This window comes from Synechococcus sp. UW179A (assembly GCF_900473965.1).
In the GTDB taxonomy this organism is placed as follows: Bacteria; Cyanobacteriota; Cyanobacteriia; order PCC-6307; family Cyanobiaceae; genus Synechococcus_C.
On the sequence record NZ_UCNJ01000027.1, the window covers coordinates 19,448 to 34,757 of the forward strand.

Sequence of the window (15,310 nt, forward strand, 5' to 3'; positions counted from 1 at the left end):
GCATGGCACTCCCCAGGGCTATTCACCGCACTCAGGCGTGGTACCGGCGCCTCACCGTGCCCCAGTTCACCGTCGTAACGGGATTGCTGGTCATCACCATTGGAACGCTGCTGTTGTCGAGCCCACTCTGTTCCAACACGAGTGTCGGACTCTGGGAAGCACTGTTCACTGCGACCTCCGCAGTCACCGTGACAGGCCTGACTGTGATCGATGTGGGCAAGGATCTCACGGTCGTCGGTCAGGGCGTTCTGGCGTTCATGATCCTGGTGGGAGGCCTCGGCCTGATGGCTATCACCACCTTCCTGCAAGGGTTCGTGGTACGGGGCGCTTCCCTGAAGCGTCGCCTGGACCGTGGCCAGGCCCTTGATCAATTCGGTGTGGGTGGAGTCGGCGGCACGTTCAGAAGCATCGCCCTCACCGCAGCAGTGCTGATCATGATTGGGGCTTTTGTTCTCTACAGCTACGGCTTTTCAGATCTTCCTGCGGGCGGAGAAAGGCTGTGGGCATCTTTGTTTCACAGCATCTCGGCCTACAACAATGCGGGATTCGGCCTCTGGAATGACAGCCTCGAGGGCTACCGGACAAATCGGGTGGTCAACGCGGTGATCATGCTGCTGATCGTTCTGGGAGGACTGGGCTGGCGTGTCACCAGTGATCTCTGGAGCAATCGACAACGACTCAAGCGCCGCAATCTCAGTCTCCACACACGACTGGTGCTGAGAACATCAATTTTGCTGATCCTGATCGGCACCTTCGGACTGCTGCTGACCGAATCCCTGTCCAAGGGGCATATCCTCACGACGATGGGCTGGCCTGAACGGCTGATGAGCGCCCTGTTCGAGTCAGTGAGTGCAAGAACAGCGGGCTTCACCACTGTTCCCCTCTCAGAGCACAGTGTTTCCGACTCAGGCCTGTTACTGCTGATGGCCTTGATGTTCATCGGCGCCAGCCCCGGGGGGACTGGAGGGGGAATCAAAACAACCACGGTGGCAGCCCTGATGGCCGCCACCAGATCCACACTTCGCGGTCAGGATGATGTCGTGATCCGTCATCGTCAGATTCCCGACAAAGTGGTGCTGAGGGCCGTGAGCATCACCATGGCGTCGCTGATGTTTGTACTTGTGATGGCACTGCTTCTCGCCCTCACCACCAATCAGAACGGCGAGGAGCCACTCACCTTCCTGGAACTGCTTTTCACCTGCATCTCGGCCTTTGCCACGGTGGGGATGGATCTGGGCGTCACCGAACAACTGGGGCGCTTTGGACAGCTGATCTTGGTCGTGGGAATGTTTGTGGGCCGACTGGGGATCTTGCTGCTGCTGAGTGCGATCTGGGAGAGCTTCGACCGAAACCAACTGCAGCGCCAGAATCGGATCGGTTATCCCCGTGAGGATCTCTATGTCTGAACCCAACTCGTTAGGTCTGACGCCATGAGGGACTGGTGGCACTGGTCGCCTGCTGAAGACAGCGACCCCCGCAGCTTCGGAATCGTGGGCGTCGGACGCTTCGGCAGTGCTGTGTGCCGCCAGTTGATGCAAAGTGGCGCTGACGTGCTCGCCGTGGATCGTTCCTCGAGGGCGATCGAAGAACTCAGGCAGCTGGAGCCTTCCATCGAAGCAAGGGTCCTGGACTGCACCGACGAGGAATCTCTCCGCGAAGCAGGCATCCTCGACATGGACACCGTGGTCGTGGCGATCAGCGAACCGATCGAAGCGAGCATCACAGCCACCCTGATCGCCAAAGACAGCGAAGGAACTCGAGTGCGCCGTGTGATTGCGCGTGCCACCAGCGATCTGCACGAAAAAATGCTCAAGCGCGTCGGTGCCGACCGAGTGGTGTTTCCCTCTCGAATGCAGGGCGAGCGTCTGGGTCTTGAACTGGTACGCCCCAATTTGATGGAGCGATTGGAGCTGGACGAGCTCAACTCGATCGAAGAGATCAAGGTGCCGGAACGCTTTGTTGGGCTCTCGCTGCGTGATCTCAATTTGCGTAAAAACTATCGCGTCAATGTGTTGGCAGCTGGTCCTGCTGCAGACCTGATGGTCAATCCACCCGCATCACACCTTCTGATGGAAGGCCACGTTCTGGTGGTGATGGGTTTGACAGATGACCTTCAGAACCTCCCCCGTACCTGACCGGAATCATGCGCGTTCTCGGGCTGATGAGCGGCACCAGCGCCGATGGAGTGGATGCCGTTCTGGCTCAGTTCAGTGGGCAATCGAGCAGACCAAGCTGGAACCTGATTCACAGTGCTTCCTGCCCCTATCCCTCAGATCTGCGCAAGCGAATGTTGGCCATGGCCCAGGGAGAAGCTGCACCTGCAGCGGCCATTCTGGAACTGGCTGAAGCGATCACTGAACAACAGGCCAAGGCGGCTGAAGCATGCGATCCCGAGCGTTCAGCCAGCCTGATTGGCTGCCATGGTCAAACGATCTGGCACCGCCCACCTGAAAACGATACGAGAGGCAAGCGCCGACGTGGGAGCAGCTGGCAAATGCTTCAGGGCCCTCTGCTCGCACACATGCTGCAGCGACCTGTGATTCACGATTTCCGTGCTGCTGACCTCGCTCTGGGGGGGCAGGGCGCACCCCTAGTGCCCATGGCCGATGCTGCGCTAATGGGCAGGATTGAAGGCTGGCGCGCACTGCTGAACCTCGGAGGCATCGCCAACATCACCTTGATTCCCCCGTCACAGGGTCCAGACAAGAAACGCCCCGTGCTCGGCTGGGACTGCGGTCCAGCCAACAGCTTGATCGACCTGGCAATGGCCGTATTCAGCAATGGGCAGGAGCGCTGTGACAAGGATGGAGGCATGGCTGCGCTTGGGCAGGTGATGGATGAGCCGCTAACGAGCTGGCTCAGTGAGCCCTATTTCCTGAAGAGAGCACCAAAGTCGACAGGACGTGAGTTGTTCGGTCGCAAGGATCTGGAACGGAGGCTCAGGGAGCTGCAACCAGCCCGCCCTGAGGACCAGATGGCCACACTCACAGCCTTCACAGCTGCAGTGGTGGCTCAGGATCTGCAGCAGCTAGGCGATCTCGGCCTTCCGCTGCCGACCGAAATGGTGGTAGCCGGAGGAGGCCGCCGCAACAAAACGCTGATGCGGGAATTGCAGTCGCGTTGCCATGGCCTCAGAGTGCGCCCCAGCGACGAACTGAATCTTCCCTGCGAGGCGCGCGAGGCCCTGGTGTTCGCGCTACTGGCCTGGTGGCATCACCGCAAACATCCCGGCAATGCACCCGCCATCACTGGGGCAGAACATAGCTGTGTTCTGGGGGTTCGCGCCGAACCGCCCTAAACCCTGTCAACCGATCCGCAGGTCACTCAGATCAGCTAGGACGATGTAGCCGCAACCGTCTTGGGGCTCCCCGGAGGCGTCGAGGCTGCTGGGCCTCGAGAGCTGAACGCAATCGCTCCGTGGATGTGGGAGCTGACACCACTGTGGGAGCTGACACCACGTCGGAACCGGCCTGTTCCAGACGCTGAACCCCTTGCTGAATCAACACTTTGGCCATGTTGCTGACGGTACGGCACTCCTGTTCAGCAAGAGCTGTCAGCCGGTGACAGAGTTCTTCTGGCAAAACCACCTGAATCCGCGGCGATTTCGGCTTCCCGCTGGATGAGGTTTGGCGGGTCGCCACGAACCGTGAGGCAGAGATACCTAAAAGTGTACAGAGATGCGCAAGGGTAGTATCCAGCACTATGATGACGTCAGTTCACTCCCTGACACGCGGCTCATCACCCCAGGACTGCTCATCAACGATTCCGCCAGGACTGCCATGCCACGTACTACCAGCCAGGCCCCCAACACTCGCCAGTCAGCCCCGCGCAACCGAAGGGCTGCCAGTTCACGTCGATCTCGCCGTGCCGCTGATAACAGTGATGTACTTGTGTCGGCTGTGATCAGCTCTTATCTGCTCACGCACTTACACCATGTGCTGCAGCGAGCTGAATACGGAGCTGTGCAGGAAGGCAGGATGTCCCAGGCGGCCAACTATGCACAACTGCGCAAGGTTCTCTGCATGGATGCACGCAGCATGGAAGATGCCTCCGCATCGGGCCTCAAAGAAGCTGAGCTCGACCAGGCCGCTTAAGAGAGAGCGACGATGGGCGCAAAAGGGCGGTCACAGATAGGGTTTAGCAAGATGGTGGTGCGCCATGAGCAATGCGGCAGAGCTCTACGCCAAGATCGAACAGGATCGAGACCTCACACGCGCCCTGTTCAGACAAGCTCTTCAGAATCCTGAAGGAGCTATTCAGGCCATCTGTCAGGTGGGGAAACAGATGAACCTCCCAGTGACACATGACGAGGTCAAGGGTTTCATCAACGGCCTGGATGACGAGCTCAGCAAACAGTGGCTGGTCAAAGCGAGGGGCGGTCTTTGAGCATGCGGCTGGATTGGCTAGGTGAAGCCGGCAAAGGCAGACGGTCCCTGCTACCACCTCCACCAGCCCAGCTGAAGAACAACCAGTAACTCACCAGAGCCAGCCCTGCTGCCACCACAAGAGCGGCGACTTGCTCTAGCCTTCGCATCAACACAGCTTCTCTCTGTGGGCACAGTCTGCCCACACCCCGACACGAGATGATGGGGGTTCTCCGCGTCTTCGCCGGTGCTGCGACTTGAGCACGTCAGCAAGATCTATCCCACAGGGGAAGTGCTCCGGGACGTGACCTGGGAGATCAAACCTGGCGATCGCATTGGCCTGGTCGGTGTCAACGGAGCAGGCAAATCGACTCAGATGCGCTTGATCGCTGGCCATGAAGAGCCGAGCAGCGGCACGGTCGTTCGCCAGGGGGAACCACGAATCGCATTCCTGCAACAGGAATTTGATGTGGACACCAACCGCTCGGTACGGCAAGAGCTCTTCCAGGCTTTTGGAGAAGCCGCCACGGTGCTGAACCGTCAGCGCGAAGTGGAGGACGCGATGGGTTCTGACCAAGCAGCTGAAGATCCCCACCATCTCGATGAGCTGATCCAGGAGTTGGGACAGCTCCAAAACCGATTCGAAGCCCTGCATGGCTACGAACTGGATGCCCGGATCGACAAGCTGCTACCCACGATCGGCTTCACGCCGGAAAGTGCTGAGTGCCTGGTCGGAGATTATTCGGGTGGATGGCAGATGCGTATCGCCCTGGGCAAAATTCTTCTTCAGGACCCAGATCTACTGCTGCTTGATGAGCCGACGAATCACCTGGATGTGGAAACCATCCAATGGCTCGAAAGCTACCTGCAGGAGCAGACAGCAGCCCTCGTGGTGATCAGTCACGATCGAACCTTTCTTGATCGCGTCTGCAACCAGATCGTCGCTACCGAACGGGGGATCTCCAGAAGTTATCTCGGTAATTACACAGCGCATCTAGAGCAGAAGAAACTGGAGCAGGAGGCGACGCAGGCGGCCTTCGACCGTCAGCAGAAGGAGATCGCCACCCAGCAGGCCTACATCGATCGGTTCAGGGCTAGTGCCACGCGAAGCACCCAGGCCAAGAGCAGGGAAAAACAGCTCGACAAGGTGGAACTGGTTAACGCTCCGGTCGAAACCGTTGCCGGACCGAGTTTCCGGTTTCCTGAAGCACCCCGCTCCGGTGCCCAGGTGGCTGTGATGGAGAATCTCACCCATAGCTACGGCGACCAAATCCTTTTCCTAGGAGCGGAACTGGAGGTGGAGCGGGGTGATCGCATAGCTTTTGTCGGGCCGAACGGAGCCGGAAAGTCCACGCTTCTGCGACTGATCATGGGAATGGAGTTACCGGACGAGGGCTCGGCTCGGCTCGGTGAACACAACGTGATCGCGCGTTATTTCGAACAAAACCAGGCAGAGGCTCTGGACCTGGGCAAAACAGTGGTCGACACCATGTTTGAAGCGGTACCGGACTGGACGCAGACCCAGGTGCGCTCACTGCTGGGCAGCTTTTGCTTCAGCAACGACACCGTCTTCAAAGAGGTCGGCAAGCTCAGCGGCGGCGAGAAGGCACGTCTTGCATTGGCCCTGATGCTGCTCACCCCCTGCAATCTTCTGGTGTTGGATGAGCCCACCAACCATCTCGACATCCCAGCCAAGCAAATGCTGGAAGACGCTCTTTGCGCCTACGAGGGAGCGGCACTGCTTGTTTCTCACGACCGGTATTTCATCTCCCGTGTTGCCAATCGCATCGTTGAGCTACGGGATGGAGAACTGGTGCTTTACCGAGGCGACTACTCCTATTACGTCGAAAAGAAAGCCGAAGAGAAGGAGGCCGCCGAAGCCGCACTCCGCCAGGCGCAACAGGATGCGAAGAGAAAGGCCAAACGCGAGAAACAGAAAGAACGGGACGCGAAACGGAGAAGTGCGGCTTGAGACCAATGCGGTGGCGTGCAAGACGAAACTTCACGAACAGTTAGGCAGGAAGACTTATTTCCCTTTACCCGCTCGGAACGTGTGCATAGGCTGACATTACCGATCCCGGCACTCGATGAGAAACCATGAAGCTCAGTCCGCCGGTATCCATAACGTCAACTTGAACAGCGCCAATCCAACAGGCGAACATGAGCAGACATGGGATGCCGTTGAAACCTATTTCGAGTGCATAACCACATGCTCTCTGGATGATGGTGAATGCATCACACGCTGCGTTGAGCAACTGAAGGATGCAGATGACGCCTGACCCAGATCAGGGCATCTTCAGAGCGCTCATTTCAACGGGCCTCACCGTCACTGGCAGTTGCCTTCCCTGGCGCTGCACGCTGAGAACCAGAGGCTGACCAACACCGCTGCGATCAATGGCTGTTACGACCTCAGCTGGATTACGCACTGGCTGGCCAGCCACTGACACGATGACATCGTTGACCTGAAGGCCGGCCAGAGCTCCCGGACCACCAGGCATCACCGAGCGGACAACTGCGCCGGGGGGCACGGTCCCACCAGGCTTTGATGCAGGAATCGTCGAGAGACCAATCCCAACCATGGGGTGACTGGCTCGTCCCTGGTTCACCAGCTGCGAGGCGATCGTTCTTGCCCTATTGATCGGGATGGCAAATCCGAGGCCGGCGCCGGGGCCCGAGCGCACCAATGTGTTGATCCCCACCACCTCGCCGGCAGAATTGAGCAAAGGACCACCGGAGTTCCCTGGGTTGATGGCCGCATCGGTCTGAATCAGATCCAGACGCTTGCCCTGGATACCGAGCTGGGAGACGTTCCTATTGAGGTTGCTCACGATTCCCAGGGTGACGGTGTTCTCAAGCCCGAAAGGATTGCCAACAGCAATGGCCCAGTCACCAACTCGCAGTTGATCCGAATCCCCGAGAGGAGCGGTCGGCCAGAGTTCATCTCCCTGGAGCTTCACGACAGCGAGGTCGGTCACCGAATCCTGGCCGACCACCTGGCCGGAAACTCTTCTTCCATCAGGCAATCCCACCATCACCCGATCTGTGTTCTCAACAACATGGGCGTTAGTCAGCACCAGTCCCTGGTCATCGAAGATCACACCACTGCCCTGACCACGTTCCACGCGAGCCCTCGGAGCAGCGGAGCCCCGCAAACCAAAGAAGCGCTGAAAGAACGGATCCATCAGCAGTCCATCAGGTAAGCCCGATCCACCAGCTGTCCGAACGGTTCGCTGCGTTTCCAGTGTGACCACCGCAGGGCCGCTTTTGGCCACGGCCGCTGCCACAAAGGACTGAGCCGACAGACCAGCTGAAGCTGAGACCTGAGCTGCCGCCACAACACTCCTCTGTGGCAAGACAAGACCCATTGGAGCTACAAGCGACAGCCCCATCATCAGCGGCAGGACCCGGCGGCCAACACGCGTAACCGGAGCAGGCTCCTTAACAGAAATGAACGGTGCCACAGCCATGGAGAGGGCGACGACGAATTTCGAGAAACAGACCTTAATCAGGGCAATCCACCGCGGATAGGGGGGATCACCATTGATTCCATGACCAGATGCAACCAACAGTGCGCCCTGAACGAGCACAACTGGGCAAGGAGTAGCGATGATGGAGTCAAGAGAGGGTGTGTCCCAGCTCGACAACCGCCGTCATCCCATGATCAGCAGTCTTTTCCCCCTGATTTACGGACTGGTCTTCCTGGCCCTGCTTTGGCAAGCCTTCCGGGTGATGGGACGCGGGTTCAGCGCAGCAGTGCGTTCTCCAGGCGCGACTAACACTCCTGCTGACCGAACCGGCAAGGTGACCATTCACCCTGAACTCCTGGATGGTGATGGCCGATTGACCGAGGAGGACCTGCTCACCGTTCGATTCAGTGGTGAGGACGAGACTGGTGAACCTGGCGTGCGCCCTAATGAATAAGTTAGGAAGGAAAGCTTCGTGGCAGCACGACTCGGACTCGTAGGGGGAACCTCCTGGTGGATCAAAGAACACGGATTGTTGCCGCGGTGATCAAGTCCGTGAAACTGCCTCCCCGCTTTCGCCTGCGTCTGCTCAAGGAGGATCCCGTTCGTCTGGAACTCAGCCTGACTCCCGCCTACGGCAAAGATCCAATCCAGGTGGGGCTGGTTGAATCACTCGACTTGGTCGCCAGGCGCGACCGAGAAGGGCGTATTCCCAGGGATCTTCAGGGCACCTGGGACTGGACAGTCAGGCATGGCCAGGTGAGTACCGGTGGCTGGAACCCTTACCTGAAAGAAGCCCTCCAGACGATGTTCGAAACTGGACTGCCAGCGATTGTCTACGAAGAACTCACCGGAGAGGAGTACCACCCGGTAGATGGAGCTCGCCACGTGCGTTGACCCCCTCAGACAGCAGCGCCGGACCTTGTTCGCCATCTTGCTGCGTGTAACGCCGTGCCAACGGATACAGCCAAGCCGGCCCACAAGGAGCTAAAAAACTTCCGTCAGGCCTTTAAGGATTTCTTCATGGCCACGCTGAATCACCGCAGTGCACCGCTCATCAAACTGCTCACTGCAATGGGAGCATTAACCAGCATTTTGCTGCTGGGGATTCTCAACTTCATCACCTGATCTCGATCGTCGCCCTTGGGTTTATTTCCCATTGATGATCTTCTGACTGAGCTCTGCTTCCGACTGCACAGCTCAGGAATCCTGATCCTTCAGGCACCACCGGGTGCAGGCAAGACCACTCGGGTTCCTCTGGCATTAATGGGGGAACTGGTCAACGCGCCGCGAGCAGAGGGCCGCATCCTGCTGATTGAGCCGAGACGGCTGGCTGCCAAAGCGGCTGCAACTCGATTGGCTGAGTCTATCGGCGAACAGGTTGGCGAGCGCGTGGGGTACTCCGTGCGCAACGAGCAGAGACGCTCAGACGCCACGACCATCGAAGCCATCACTGACGGGCTATTCCTGCGGCGTCTTCAGTCACAGCCCGACCTGCCTGGGGTGGAGATTGTGATCTTCGATGAATTCCACGAGCGACGCCGCGACAGTGACGTTGCCTTGGCACTTCTGCGGGAAGCAAGACGCTTGCTGAGGCCTGATCTGAAGCTGCTGCTGATGTCAGCAACCCTGCAGCTAGAGGAGCTGAGTGCCCAGTTCGATTCTGCTGAAACGCTCACCAGTCAGGGAAGAGCCTTCCCGGTGGAGACCCGCCACTGCCAACCTCGCAACAAAGAGCTCCTCGAAACGCATGTGCTGCGAGTCCTCGAGGAGGAATTGATCGAGATCGAACACAGACGCCACACTGGTGATGCCTCCCCTGGGGTCCTCGTCTTTCTCCCCGGTGTGCGTGAGATTGAACGATGCCGACAGAGGCTCATGGGAGTGCCGCGTCTGCAGAACTGGCAGGTGCTAACGCTGCATGGCCAGCTCTCCCTCAAACTGCAGACCGAAACACTCAGGTCCTGCGACAGGCGCTGGTATGGACGCATCGTCCTGGCGACATCCATCGCAGAAAGCTCTCTCACCCTGGATGGCATCCGTCTCGTGGTGGATGCAGGACTCAATCGCCACACGCGTTTTGATCCAGGCACCGGCATGGAAAGGTTGGTGACGGTGCCAGCCAGCATTGCCAGCGCAGATCAGAGGCGGGGACGAGCGGGTCGGCAAGGACCAGGCCGCTGCGTGCGGCTTTGGTCAGCATCTGACGAGCAACGCCGACCAGCGCAAGACCCTCCGGAACTGCAACGGGCAGATCCACAACCCACCGTGCTTGCCCTGGCGCAGTGGGGTGCTGGCCTGGGTGAAGACCTCGACTGGCTGGAACCTCCACCCAAACCACTATTTCAAGAGGGGCAGCAACAGCTGAAGCAGCTGAAACTGCTCACGGATCAGGGGCAGATCACAACCTTTGGGCAACAAGTGGCAGCGTTCGGCATGCACCCAAGGTTGGGGCTGATGTTGATCCAGGCGAAGCGTTGGGGACTGGAGGCACTGGCCTGCGATCTGGCGGCGCTGCTGAGTGATCGGGATCTACCCGGCAGCCGTGATGTCGGGTGTGACATCGGCCATCGCCTTCAGCGCCTGAGAGACACATCGCGGTTCAATCGTCATGACGGTCTCGGAGGCATGCGCCAGCAGAGCAGGCAATGGCAAAGACAGCTCCAGTTACTCAAGCCATCAACGGTGCGGTTGGCCCTCAACGAGCCTGAGGATCTCTCTATCGCGCGGCTGATCGCCACTGCATTCCCCGAGTGGCTCGCCCTGGCACGACCTGGACGACCAGGGGCATTCCTACTGCGCCAGGGTCGCGGCGCAGTAGTACTGATGTCAGACCCCCTAAGCAGCGCCGAGGCTCTGGCCATCGCCAGGCTTGACCTCAAGGAGCGTGACGCACGCATTCGCCTGGCGGTTCCCATCAGTCGGCACTTTCTCGAAGATATGGCCTCAGAGCAGGGGGATTGGCGTGAAAACGTTGTCTGGAATGACAAACAACAGGGAATACGCGCTGAGCGAGTCCTGAGCCTTGGTGCGATCGAATTGCAGCGACAGCAACTGCCACGCCCATCAGCCGATCTCGTGAGCCATGCGTTGCTGCAGCGCCTCCGCGACCATGGCCTCGCACTTCTCCCCTGGAACGAATCCTGCGAACAGCTGCGTCGGCGCCTTCAGATTGCCCACAGCTACTTGGGGAGCCCATGGCCGAATCGCACTCTCCAGAAACTGCAAAATGCTCCTGAGCTCTGGATCGGAGAGGCCAGCCTGCACTGCAGCAGCTGGCAGGACCTAGACAGCGGCGACCTGATCGAAGCATTGTGGAGTGAGATCAGCTGGGCACAGCGACGGGAGCTTGAAACACTGCTTCCCGAGCGGCTAATGATTCCCAGCGGCAGAGCAGCCAGAATGACTTATGGGGATGACGAGGCAGTGCTATCGATCAAGCTGCAGGAGATGTTCGGCTGCAGCCAGGGACCAATCCTTCTCAACGGAGCCCTACCGGTGACCCTTGAACTGCTCTCACCAGCCGGCCGGCCTTTGCAGCGCACCAAGGATCTTGCAGGCTTCTGGACCGGGAGCTACAAGGACGTTCGCCGTGAAATGCGCGGTCGCTACCCGAAACACCCATGGCCGGAGTCGCCGATGACAGCGGCTCCCTCTAGCAAGTCGAAGAAGTGGTCGTAATGTCGCATTCACGACAGGCAACAAAACTCCATTGTTTGTTACATTGGTTGAAGTCACGGATCACGACCCATGTCTGACAACGCATCCCGCTTCGGCTTCGTCAACTTCGCTGAAACCTGGAATGGCCGCCTGGCCATGATGGGCTTCGTCATCGGCCTGGGTACAGAGCTGCTCACAGGCCAAGGCATCCTGTCCCAGATCGGCCTCGGTTGATCGCGACAGACCGCACTCAGAGCCATTAGGACTCACAAACCCCATTGGCCTTGCCGATGGGGTTTTTCAATGCCTGCAGTCGTTGCGAGAGAGTATGCAGAGTTGACCTCTGCCCTTGCCCCGTTTCTTCGCAGGCAACCGCCGCGATGGTGCCAGGTTACTGAGCAGTGCCCTGGTGTTTCTGTCGATAGGGCTGACCCAGCTGGACCATCAATGGGGACGAATCCTCAGCGTGATCGCTGGTGCTGTTTGCATCTACTGGGGTTTCGCCTATCGCCGCCTTGATCGCTAACGCCATCCCCAGTTACTCCGTCAAGGAGCTCAACAGCGCGGTTGGCTCACTGCTCGAACGTGGTTTCGCCCCCCGTTTTCTGGTCCAGGGAATTGCGTCCCGCCCCCAGGTCAAAAAAGGGCATCTCTGGATGAACCTCACCGATGGGGAGGCAACCATCACGGTGGTCTGCTGGGCATCGCGTTTAAACCAGCTCGGTTACGTGCCTGCAGACGGGGATGGCATCACGGTGGTGGGGAAACTGAATTTCTGGGCAGCCCGGGCCAGCCTCGCCGTACAGGCCATCGACATCCGCCCGAGTCTCTCCACGGTTGAGCGGCGCTTTGAAGCAGTCAAAGCGCTACTGACAACAGAAGGGTTGATTGATCCAGCAGCACGAAAACGCCTGCCGTTAATCCCCAAGCGAATTGCTCTGTTGACGAGCGTGCCTAGTTCGGCCTTGGCGGACATGCTGAAGACGGCCAGCGAGCGATGGCCTCTGGCAGAGCTGCTGGTTGTTCCAATCCCTGTTCAGGGCGCCGTTTCTCCACAGATCTGCGCAGTCTTAGAGCAACTCAACCAGGCCTATCCCTACTTGAAGCTAGATGCTCTGGTGCTGGCCAGGGGAGGAGGCAGTCGGGAGGATCTGATGGTTTTCGACGATGAGCAGGTCTGTCGTGCCATTGCAGCGTTCTGCTGTCCTGTCGTGACAGGGCTGGGGCACGAGGACGATCTCACCGTCGCCGACCTGGTGGCTGATCATCGTGCTGCCACGCCCACCGCAGCGATCGTCACCCTTTGTCCAAGTCGAGTCTCAGCCCTGCAGACAATCCAGCAGCAACGTTTGCAGTTGATGCAACAACATCAATGGCGTTTTAAGAGAGAAAAAGAGCGGCTCCAGCAAAGGCATCAGATGCTTCAAAGTGTTCAACCGCTCACCGTGCTGCAGCGCAGCCGCCAGCAGTTGCGTCAACGGCAGCAGCTGCTCAAGGCCCTCTCACCAGATCGCTGGTTGACCCGGGGTTTCGCCAAGGTGATGCAACGAGACGGAACGATGCTGGAGTCGGTGAATCAAGCCAATCCCAATGACGATCTGGTGATCCATGTTCGCGACGGACAGATCGGTGTCACGGTCCAATCCGTTCAGACAAACTTGGATTAACACCTCATTCCAGAGAAAAACCTCTGCTTGGGACTCCACTCCCCTATCTGTCGATGCCGAAGAAATCCCAAACAGTCAAGAACGATCCACAGGCGACTTGGCGCAAGGATGCTGAAGCACTGAACTACGAGGAGGCCCTCCAGGCACTCGACCTTCTCTTAGCCAAGCTTCAGGATGAATCCCTACCGTTGTCCGAGCTTCAGAGCAGTCATCAACGGGCGGAGATTTATCTGAGTCGATGTGAACAACTTCTTAGTGAAACAGAACAGAGTGTTCTTCAACTTGATCCTGAGACATTGACCACCCAAACCTATGAGCAGCGGAACGATGCGTAACGTTCTGATCTGGAGCTATCTGTTACTGGCCTTACTGGGTGCAGTCCTGCCTTGGCAAGCCAATCTGGAATTCATTCAGGCAGGATCGGGAACAGGGTTTGATCTCAGTGGCTTCATCAGGGACGCCAATCTGACTGCAGCATCACGATCCCTCAGCCGCGATCTGATCATCGGCGCCACTGCGTTCACCATCTGGATCACCATTGAAGGGCGCCGTTTGCAGATCAGAGGCTGGTGGATCTCCTTAGTGCTGTGCGTCACCGTGTCGTTTGCCTGCGGAGGACCATTTTTTCTGCATTTGCGTGAACGTCGTCTACTTGAGCTGGAAAAAGAGAATCCAGTTGTCGATCAAAACAATTAATGGACCAGCCAATCCAGGCGCACCTCAGCTATCAACATCTTCCGCCGTGACATCAATCGTGACGGAACTAGCAGGAGTGGAATCATTTTCAGCCTGCGATCTGGAAGCCTCAGCTGGATCGACTGTTGAGAATGCAGACCCACAGACAGCACAGACTGGGGTTGCTTGCAAGGAGGCTGAACCGCAGTTGGGACAAACCTGCATTCGGCTTTGCAGCACCTTCCAGCCAATCCAACCCAAACCACCAAGAATCACAGGAAGCGCAAGCAGGACCAGGGCAACTCCGCCGAGCACATCGATCAATGCCCTGCCAACTGGCGTCGGCAGCAATAGCAGCAGGGCCACAAGCCAAACCAGAGGAGGCAGTCGACCCATTTCAACCCAGACCAAGTGACTGATGGATTTCTATGATCGTTGATCCACGTCAGTCTTGGACAGCTTGAAAGAACGGATCACCGCCCTTCTTAATACGCATGTTGGCTAACTCCACACTCCAACACTGTCCGAAATAAATCACAACACCAACCATCCAGATCCATAATGTCAACACGAGAACTCCACCAATAACTCCATAAGCCTGAAATCGCGCTCCCAGCGAAAAAATACTTCGGCTGACAGCAAGATTGAGGATTGTCAGCAAAAAACCGATCAGCAAAGAGCCAGGAATCAGCGGTAAAAAAGGGACTTTTCGACTAGGAAGAAGGAATTGCAGCAACAAAGCCATTCCTGAAAAACCCATAAAAGGAATCAGCAACCGACCAAACTGAATCACCGGCAAATCAGGAAAAATATCAGTCAGCCATGGGAAAGAGCGTGTTAATTCATCAACAAAAGCCGCCGGCACCATTCGCAGATTGGCACTGATTTGATCGACAACGATCAGAAGGCCTATGAGAATCACAACGAAAAAAGCTTCTATTCTCACCCGCACAAAACGATAAGCCTGAGCCCCAAACGGCAAAGCATCAGGCAATGGCTGCAGAACATCACGCCATAAACGGTCCGCTCCACGCTGCAATGTCAAATAAACATTCCCAGCAGTCACCAGCAGAACGGCTGCACCGAGAAGACCAGCTCCAAATCCTTGTGAAACAAGCTTTTGAAGAGTCTGGCGAATAATCTCAATCGCAGGCGGTGGCAGCACACCACTTGCGTAGATCAGAATCTGATCATCCAGGTTTGGCTGCCGTCCAAGCAGCCAGGACGTCAAAGACAATGAAATCAGCAGAATCGGGAATATTGACTGGAGAGTGTAATAAGCAAAAGCTGCACTGAGATCAACACAATCAGAAGATGCCCAACGCAGATAAGCCCTCCACAGAGAGCGGCAAATCTGACGAATCGACAGCATCTTCGCCATGTATTCTGTCAAAGTTATGGCTCCAAACTAGCGCGTCGAGGCACAAAAAAAGCCACCCTCTCCGGGGTGGCTTTCTTCGTATCACTAGCGTGATAGAAA

The 15,310-nt window shown here is 57.6% G+C and carries 21 protein-coding genes; 16 read left to right on the plus strand and 5 right to left on the minus strand.

Going from position 1 to position 15,310, the window contains the following annotated elements; translation table 11 throughout:
- Positions 1-2 precede the first annotated feature (2 nt).
- The 3 genes from DXY31_RS13445 to DXY31_RS13455 are packed head-to-tail and all read left to right on the plus strand — an operon-like array spanning position 3 to position 3,298.
- A complete protein-coding gene (locus tag DXY31_RS13445; RefSeq protein WP_114994256.1) occupies positions 3-1,406 on the plus strand; it encodes a TrkH family potassium uptake protein in 1,404 nt (467 codons plus the stop codon).
- A 24-nt stretch (positions 1,407-1,430) separates the two neighbouring features.
- Positions 1,431-2,135, plus strand: a complete 705-nt coding sequence (locus DXY31_RS13450) for a TrkA family potassium uptake protein (RefSeq protein ID WP_114994257.1) — start codon at positions 1,431-1,433, stop codon at positions 2,133-2,135.
- 8 nt (positions 2,136-2,143) lie between these two features.
- Positions 2,144-3,298, plus strand: a complete 1,155-nt coding sequence (locus tag DXY31_RS13455) for an anhydro-N-acetylmuramic acid kinase (protein WP_114994258.1) — start codon at positions 2,144-2,146, stop codon at positions 3,296-3,298.
- 31 nt (positions 3,299-3,329) lie between these two features.
- Here the strand turns inward: DXY31_RS13455 and DXY31_RS13460 are convergent, their stop codons facing one another.
- The gene (locus tag DXY31_RS13460) at positions 3,330-3,641 is read right to left on the minus strand and encodes a hypothetical protein (protein ID WP_114994259.1); all 312 of its coding nucleotides are present in this window, start codon (positions 3,639-3,641) and stop codon (positions 3,330-3,332) included.
- A 138-nt stretch (positions 3,642-3,779) separates the two neighbouring features.
- Between DXY31_RS13460 and DXY31_RS13465 the strand changes: the two genes are divergently transcribed.
- Positions 3,780-4,094 carry a hypothetical protein gene (locus DXY31_RS13465; protein ID WP_114994274.1) on the plus strand — a complete coding sequence of 105 codons (315 nt, stop codon included), beginning with the start codon at positions 3,780-3,782 and terminating at the stop codon, positions 4,092-4,094.
- 64 nt (positions 4,095-4,158) lie between these two features.
- The gene (locus DXY31_RS13470) at positions 4,159-4,386 is read left to right on the plus strand and encodes a hypothetical protein (protein ID WP_114994260.1); all 228 of its coding nucleotides are present in this window, start codon (positions 4,159-4,161) and stop codon (positions 4,384-4,386) included.
- Here DXY31_RS13470 and DXY31_RS13475 read toward each other — a convergent pair.
- Positions 4,364-4,534: a hypothetical protein gene (locus tag DXY31_RS13475; RefSeq protein ID WP_206749820.1), complete on the minus strand. Its 171-nt coding sequence runs from the start codon at positions 4,532-4,534 to the stop codon at positions 4,364-4,366. The two genes, DXY31_RS13470 and DXY31_RS13475, sit on opposite strands and share 23 nt — an antisense overlap.
- Before the next feature lie 77 nt (positions 4,535-4,611).
- Between DXY31_RS13475 and DXY31_RS13480 the strand changes: the two genes are divergently transcribed.
- Complete coding sequence (locus DXY31_RS13480) at positions 4,612-6,336, plus strand: ABC-F family ATP-binding cassette domain-containing protein (RefSeq protein ID WP_114994262.1); 1,725 nt, start codon at positions 4,612-4,614, stop codon at positions 6,334-6,336.
- Positions 6,337-6,451: 115 nt separating this feature from the next.
- The gene (locus DXY31_RS13485) at positions 6,452-6,643 is read left to right on the plus strand and encodes a hypothetical protein (protein ID WP_114994263.1); all 192 of its coding nucleotides are present in this window, start codon (positions 6,452-6,454) and stop codon (positions 6,641-6,643) included.
- Between the two features lie 6 nt (positions 6,644-6,649).
- On the opposite strand, the gene DXY31_RS13490 is transcribed toward DXY31_RS13485, so the two are convergent.
- Positions 6,650-7,831: a trypsin-like peptidase domain-containing protein gene (locus tag DXY31_RS13490; protein WP_114994275.1), complete on the minus strand. Its 1,182-nt coding sequence runs from the start codon at positions 7,829-7,831 to the stop codon at positions 6,650-6,652.
- A gap of 190 nt (positions 7,832-8,021) precedes the next feature.
- On the opposite strand from DXY31_RS13490, the gene DXY31_RS13495 reads away from it, so the two are divergent.
- The 9 genes from DXY31_RS13495 to DXY31_RS13525 all read left to right on the plus strand — a co-directional run bounded on the left by DXY31_RS13495 (position 8,022) and on the right by DXY31_RS13525 (position 13,851).
- Positions 8,022-8,285, plus strand: coding sequence for a DUF2973 domain-containing protein (locus tag DXY31_RS13495; RefSeq protein WP_114994276.1), 264 nt, complete (start codon positions 8,022-8,024; stop codon positions 8,283-8,285).
- 56 nt (positions 8,286-8,341) lie between these two features.
- Positions 8,342-8,725, plus strand: coding sequence for a hypothetical protein (locus tag DXY31_RS13500; protein WP_114994264.1), 384 nt, complete (start codon positions 8,342-8,344; stop codon positions 8,723-8,725).
- A 54-nt stretch (positions 8,726-8,779) separates the two neighbouring features.
- Entirely contained in the window at positions 8,780-8,956 is a 177-nt protein-coding gene (locus DXY31_RS17090; protein WP_170953711.1) for a hypothetical protein, read from the plus strand.
- Positions 8,957-8,971: 15 nt separating this feature from the next.
- On the plus strand, positions 8,972-11,509 hold the full coding sequence (gene hrpB, locus DXY31_RS13505; RefSeq protein WP_114994265.1) for an ATP-dependent helicase HrpB: 2,538 nt from the start codon (positions 8,972-8,974) through the stop codon (positions 11,507-11,509).
- Between the two features lie 69 nt (positions 11,510-11,578).
- A complete protein-coding gene (locus tag DXY31_RS13510; RefSeq protein ID WP_066911871.1) occupies positions 11,579-11,722 on the plus strand; it encodes a chlorophyll a/b-binding protein in 144 nt (47 codons plus the stop codon).
- Positions 11,723-11,837: 115 nt separating this feature from the next.
- On the plus strand, positions 11,838-12,014 hold the full coding sequence (locus DXY31_RS17095; RefSeq protein ID WP_170953712.1) for a hypothetical protein: 177 nt from the start codon (positions 11,838-11,840) through the stop codon (positions 12,012-12,014).
- Positions 12,004-13,155 (plus strand): exodeoxyribonuclease VII large subunit, encoded by a 1,152-nt coding sequence (xseA, locus tag DXY31_RS13515; RefSeq protein ID WP_114994266.1) that lies wholly within the window; start codon positions 12,004-12,006, stop codon positions 13,153-13,155. Before DXY31_RS17095 ends, xseA begins: the two co-directional genes overlap by 11 nt.
- 53 nt (positions 13,156-13,208) lie before the next feature.
- Positions 13,209-13,490 carry an exodeoxyribonuclease VII small subunit gene (gene xseB / locus DXY31_RS13520; RefSeq protein WP_114994267.1) on the plus strand — a complete coding sequence of 94 codons (282 nt, stop codon included), beginning with the start codon at positions 13,209-13,211 and terminating at the stop codon, positions 13,488-13,490.
- Positions 13,483-13,851 (plus strand): DUF2834 domain-containing protein, encoded by a 369-nt coding sequence (locus DXY31_RS13525; RefSeq protein WP_114994277.1) that lies wholly within the window; start codon positions 13,483-13,485, stop codon positions 13,849-13,851. Before xseB ends, DXY31_RS13525 begins: the two co-directional genes overlap by 8 nt.
- Positions 13,852-13,875: 24 nt before the next feature.
- Here the strand turns inward: DXY31_RS13525 and DXY31_RS13530 are convergent, their stop codons facing one another.
- Entirely contained in the window at positions 13,876-14,226 is a 351-nt protein-coding gene (locus tag DXY31_RS13530; protein ID WP_114994278.1) for a hypothetical protein, read from the minus strand.
- Between the two features lie 49 nt (positions 14,227-14,275).
- A complete protein-coding gene (locus DXY31_RS13535; protein ID WP_114994268.1) occupies positions 14,276-15,211 on the minus strand; it encodes a YihY/virulence factor BrkB family protein in 936 nt (311 codons plus the stop codon).
- Positions 15,212-15,310 lie beyond the last annotated feature (99 nt).

Excerpts from the sequence above, each read along its gene's own strand:
- DXY31_RS13445 (WP_114994256.1), top strand. The coding sequence starts at position 3 with ATGGCACTCCCCAGGGCTATTCACCGCACTCAGGCGTGGTACCGGCGC.
- DXY31_RS13450 (WP_114994257.1), top strand. The coding sequence starts at position 1,431 with ATGAGGGACTGGTGGCACTGGTCGCCTGCTGAAGACAGCGACCCCCGC.
- DXY31_RS13455 (WP_114994258.1), top strand. The coding sequence starts at position 2,144 with ATGCGCGTTCTCGGGCTGATGAGCGGCACCAGCGCCGATGGAGTGGAT.
- DXY31_RS13465 (WP_114994274.1), top strand. The coding sequence starts at position 3,780 with ATGCCACGTACTACCAGCCAGGCCCCCAACACTCGCCAGTCAGCCCCG.
- DXY31_RS13470 (WP_114994260.1), top strand. The coding sequence starts at position 4,159 with ATGAGCAATGCGGCAGAGCTCTACGCCAAGATCGAACAGGATCGAGAC.
- DXY31_RS13475 (WP_206749820.1), bottom strand. The coding sequence starts at position 4,534 with ATGCGAAGGCTAGAGCAAGTCGCCGCTCTTGTGGTGGCAGCAGGGCTG.
- DXY31_RS13485 (WP_114994263.1), top strand. The coding sequence starts at position 6,452 with ATGAGAAACCATGAAGCTCAGTCCGCCGGTATCCATAACGTCAACTTG.
- DXY31_RS13490 (WP_114994275.1), bottom strand. The coding sequence starts at position 7,831 with ATGGCTGTGGCACCGTTCATTTCTGTTAAGGAGCCTGCTCCGGTTACG.
- DXY31_RS13495 (WP_114994276.1), top strand. The coding sequence starts at position 8,022 with ATGATCAGCAGTCTTTTCCCCCTGATTTACGGACTGGTCTTCCTGGCC.
- DXY31_RS13510 (WP_066911871.1), top strand. The coding sequence starts at position 11,579 with ATGTCTGACAACGCATCCCGCTTCGGCTTCGTCAACTTCGCTGAAACC.
- xseB (WP_114994267.1), top strand. The coding sequence starts at position 13,209 with ATGCCGAAGAAATCCCAAACAGTCAAGAACGATCCACAGGCGACTTGG.
- DXY31_RS13525 (WP_114994277.1), top strand. The coding sequence starts at position 13,483 with ATGCGTAACGTTCTGATCTGGAGCTATCTGTTACTGGCCTTACTGGGT.
- DXY31_RS13530 (WP_114994278.1), bottom strand. The coding sequence starts at position 14,226 with ATGGGTCGACTGCCTCCTCTGGTTTGGCTTGTGGCCCTGCTGCTATTG.
- DXY31_RS13535 (WP_114994268.1), bottom strand. The coding sequence starts at position 15,211 with ATGGCGAAGATGCTGTCGATTCGTCAGATTTGCCGCTCTCTGTGGAGG.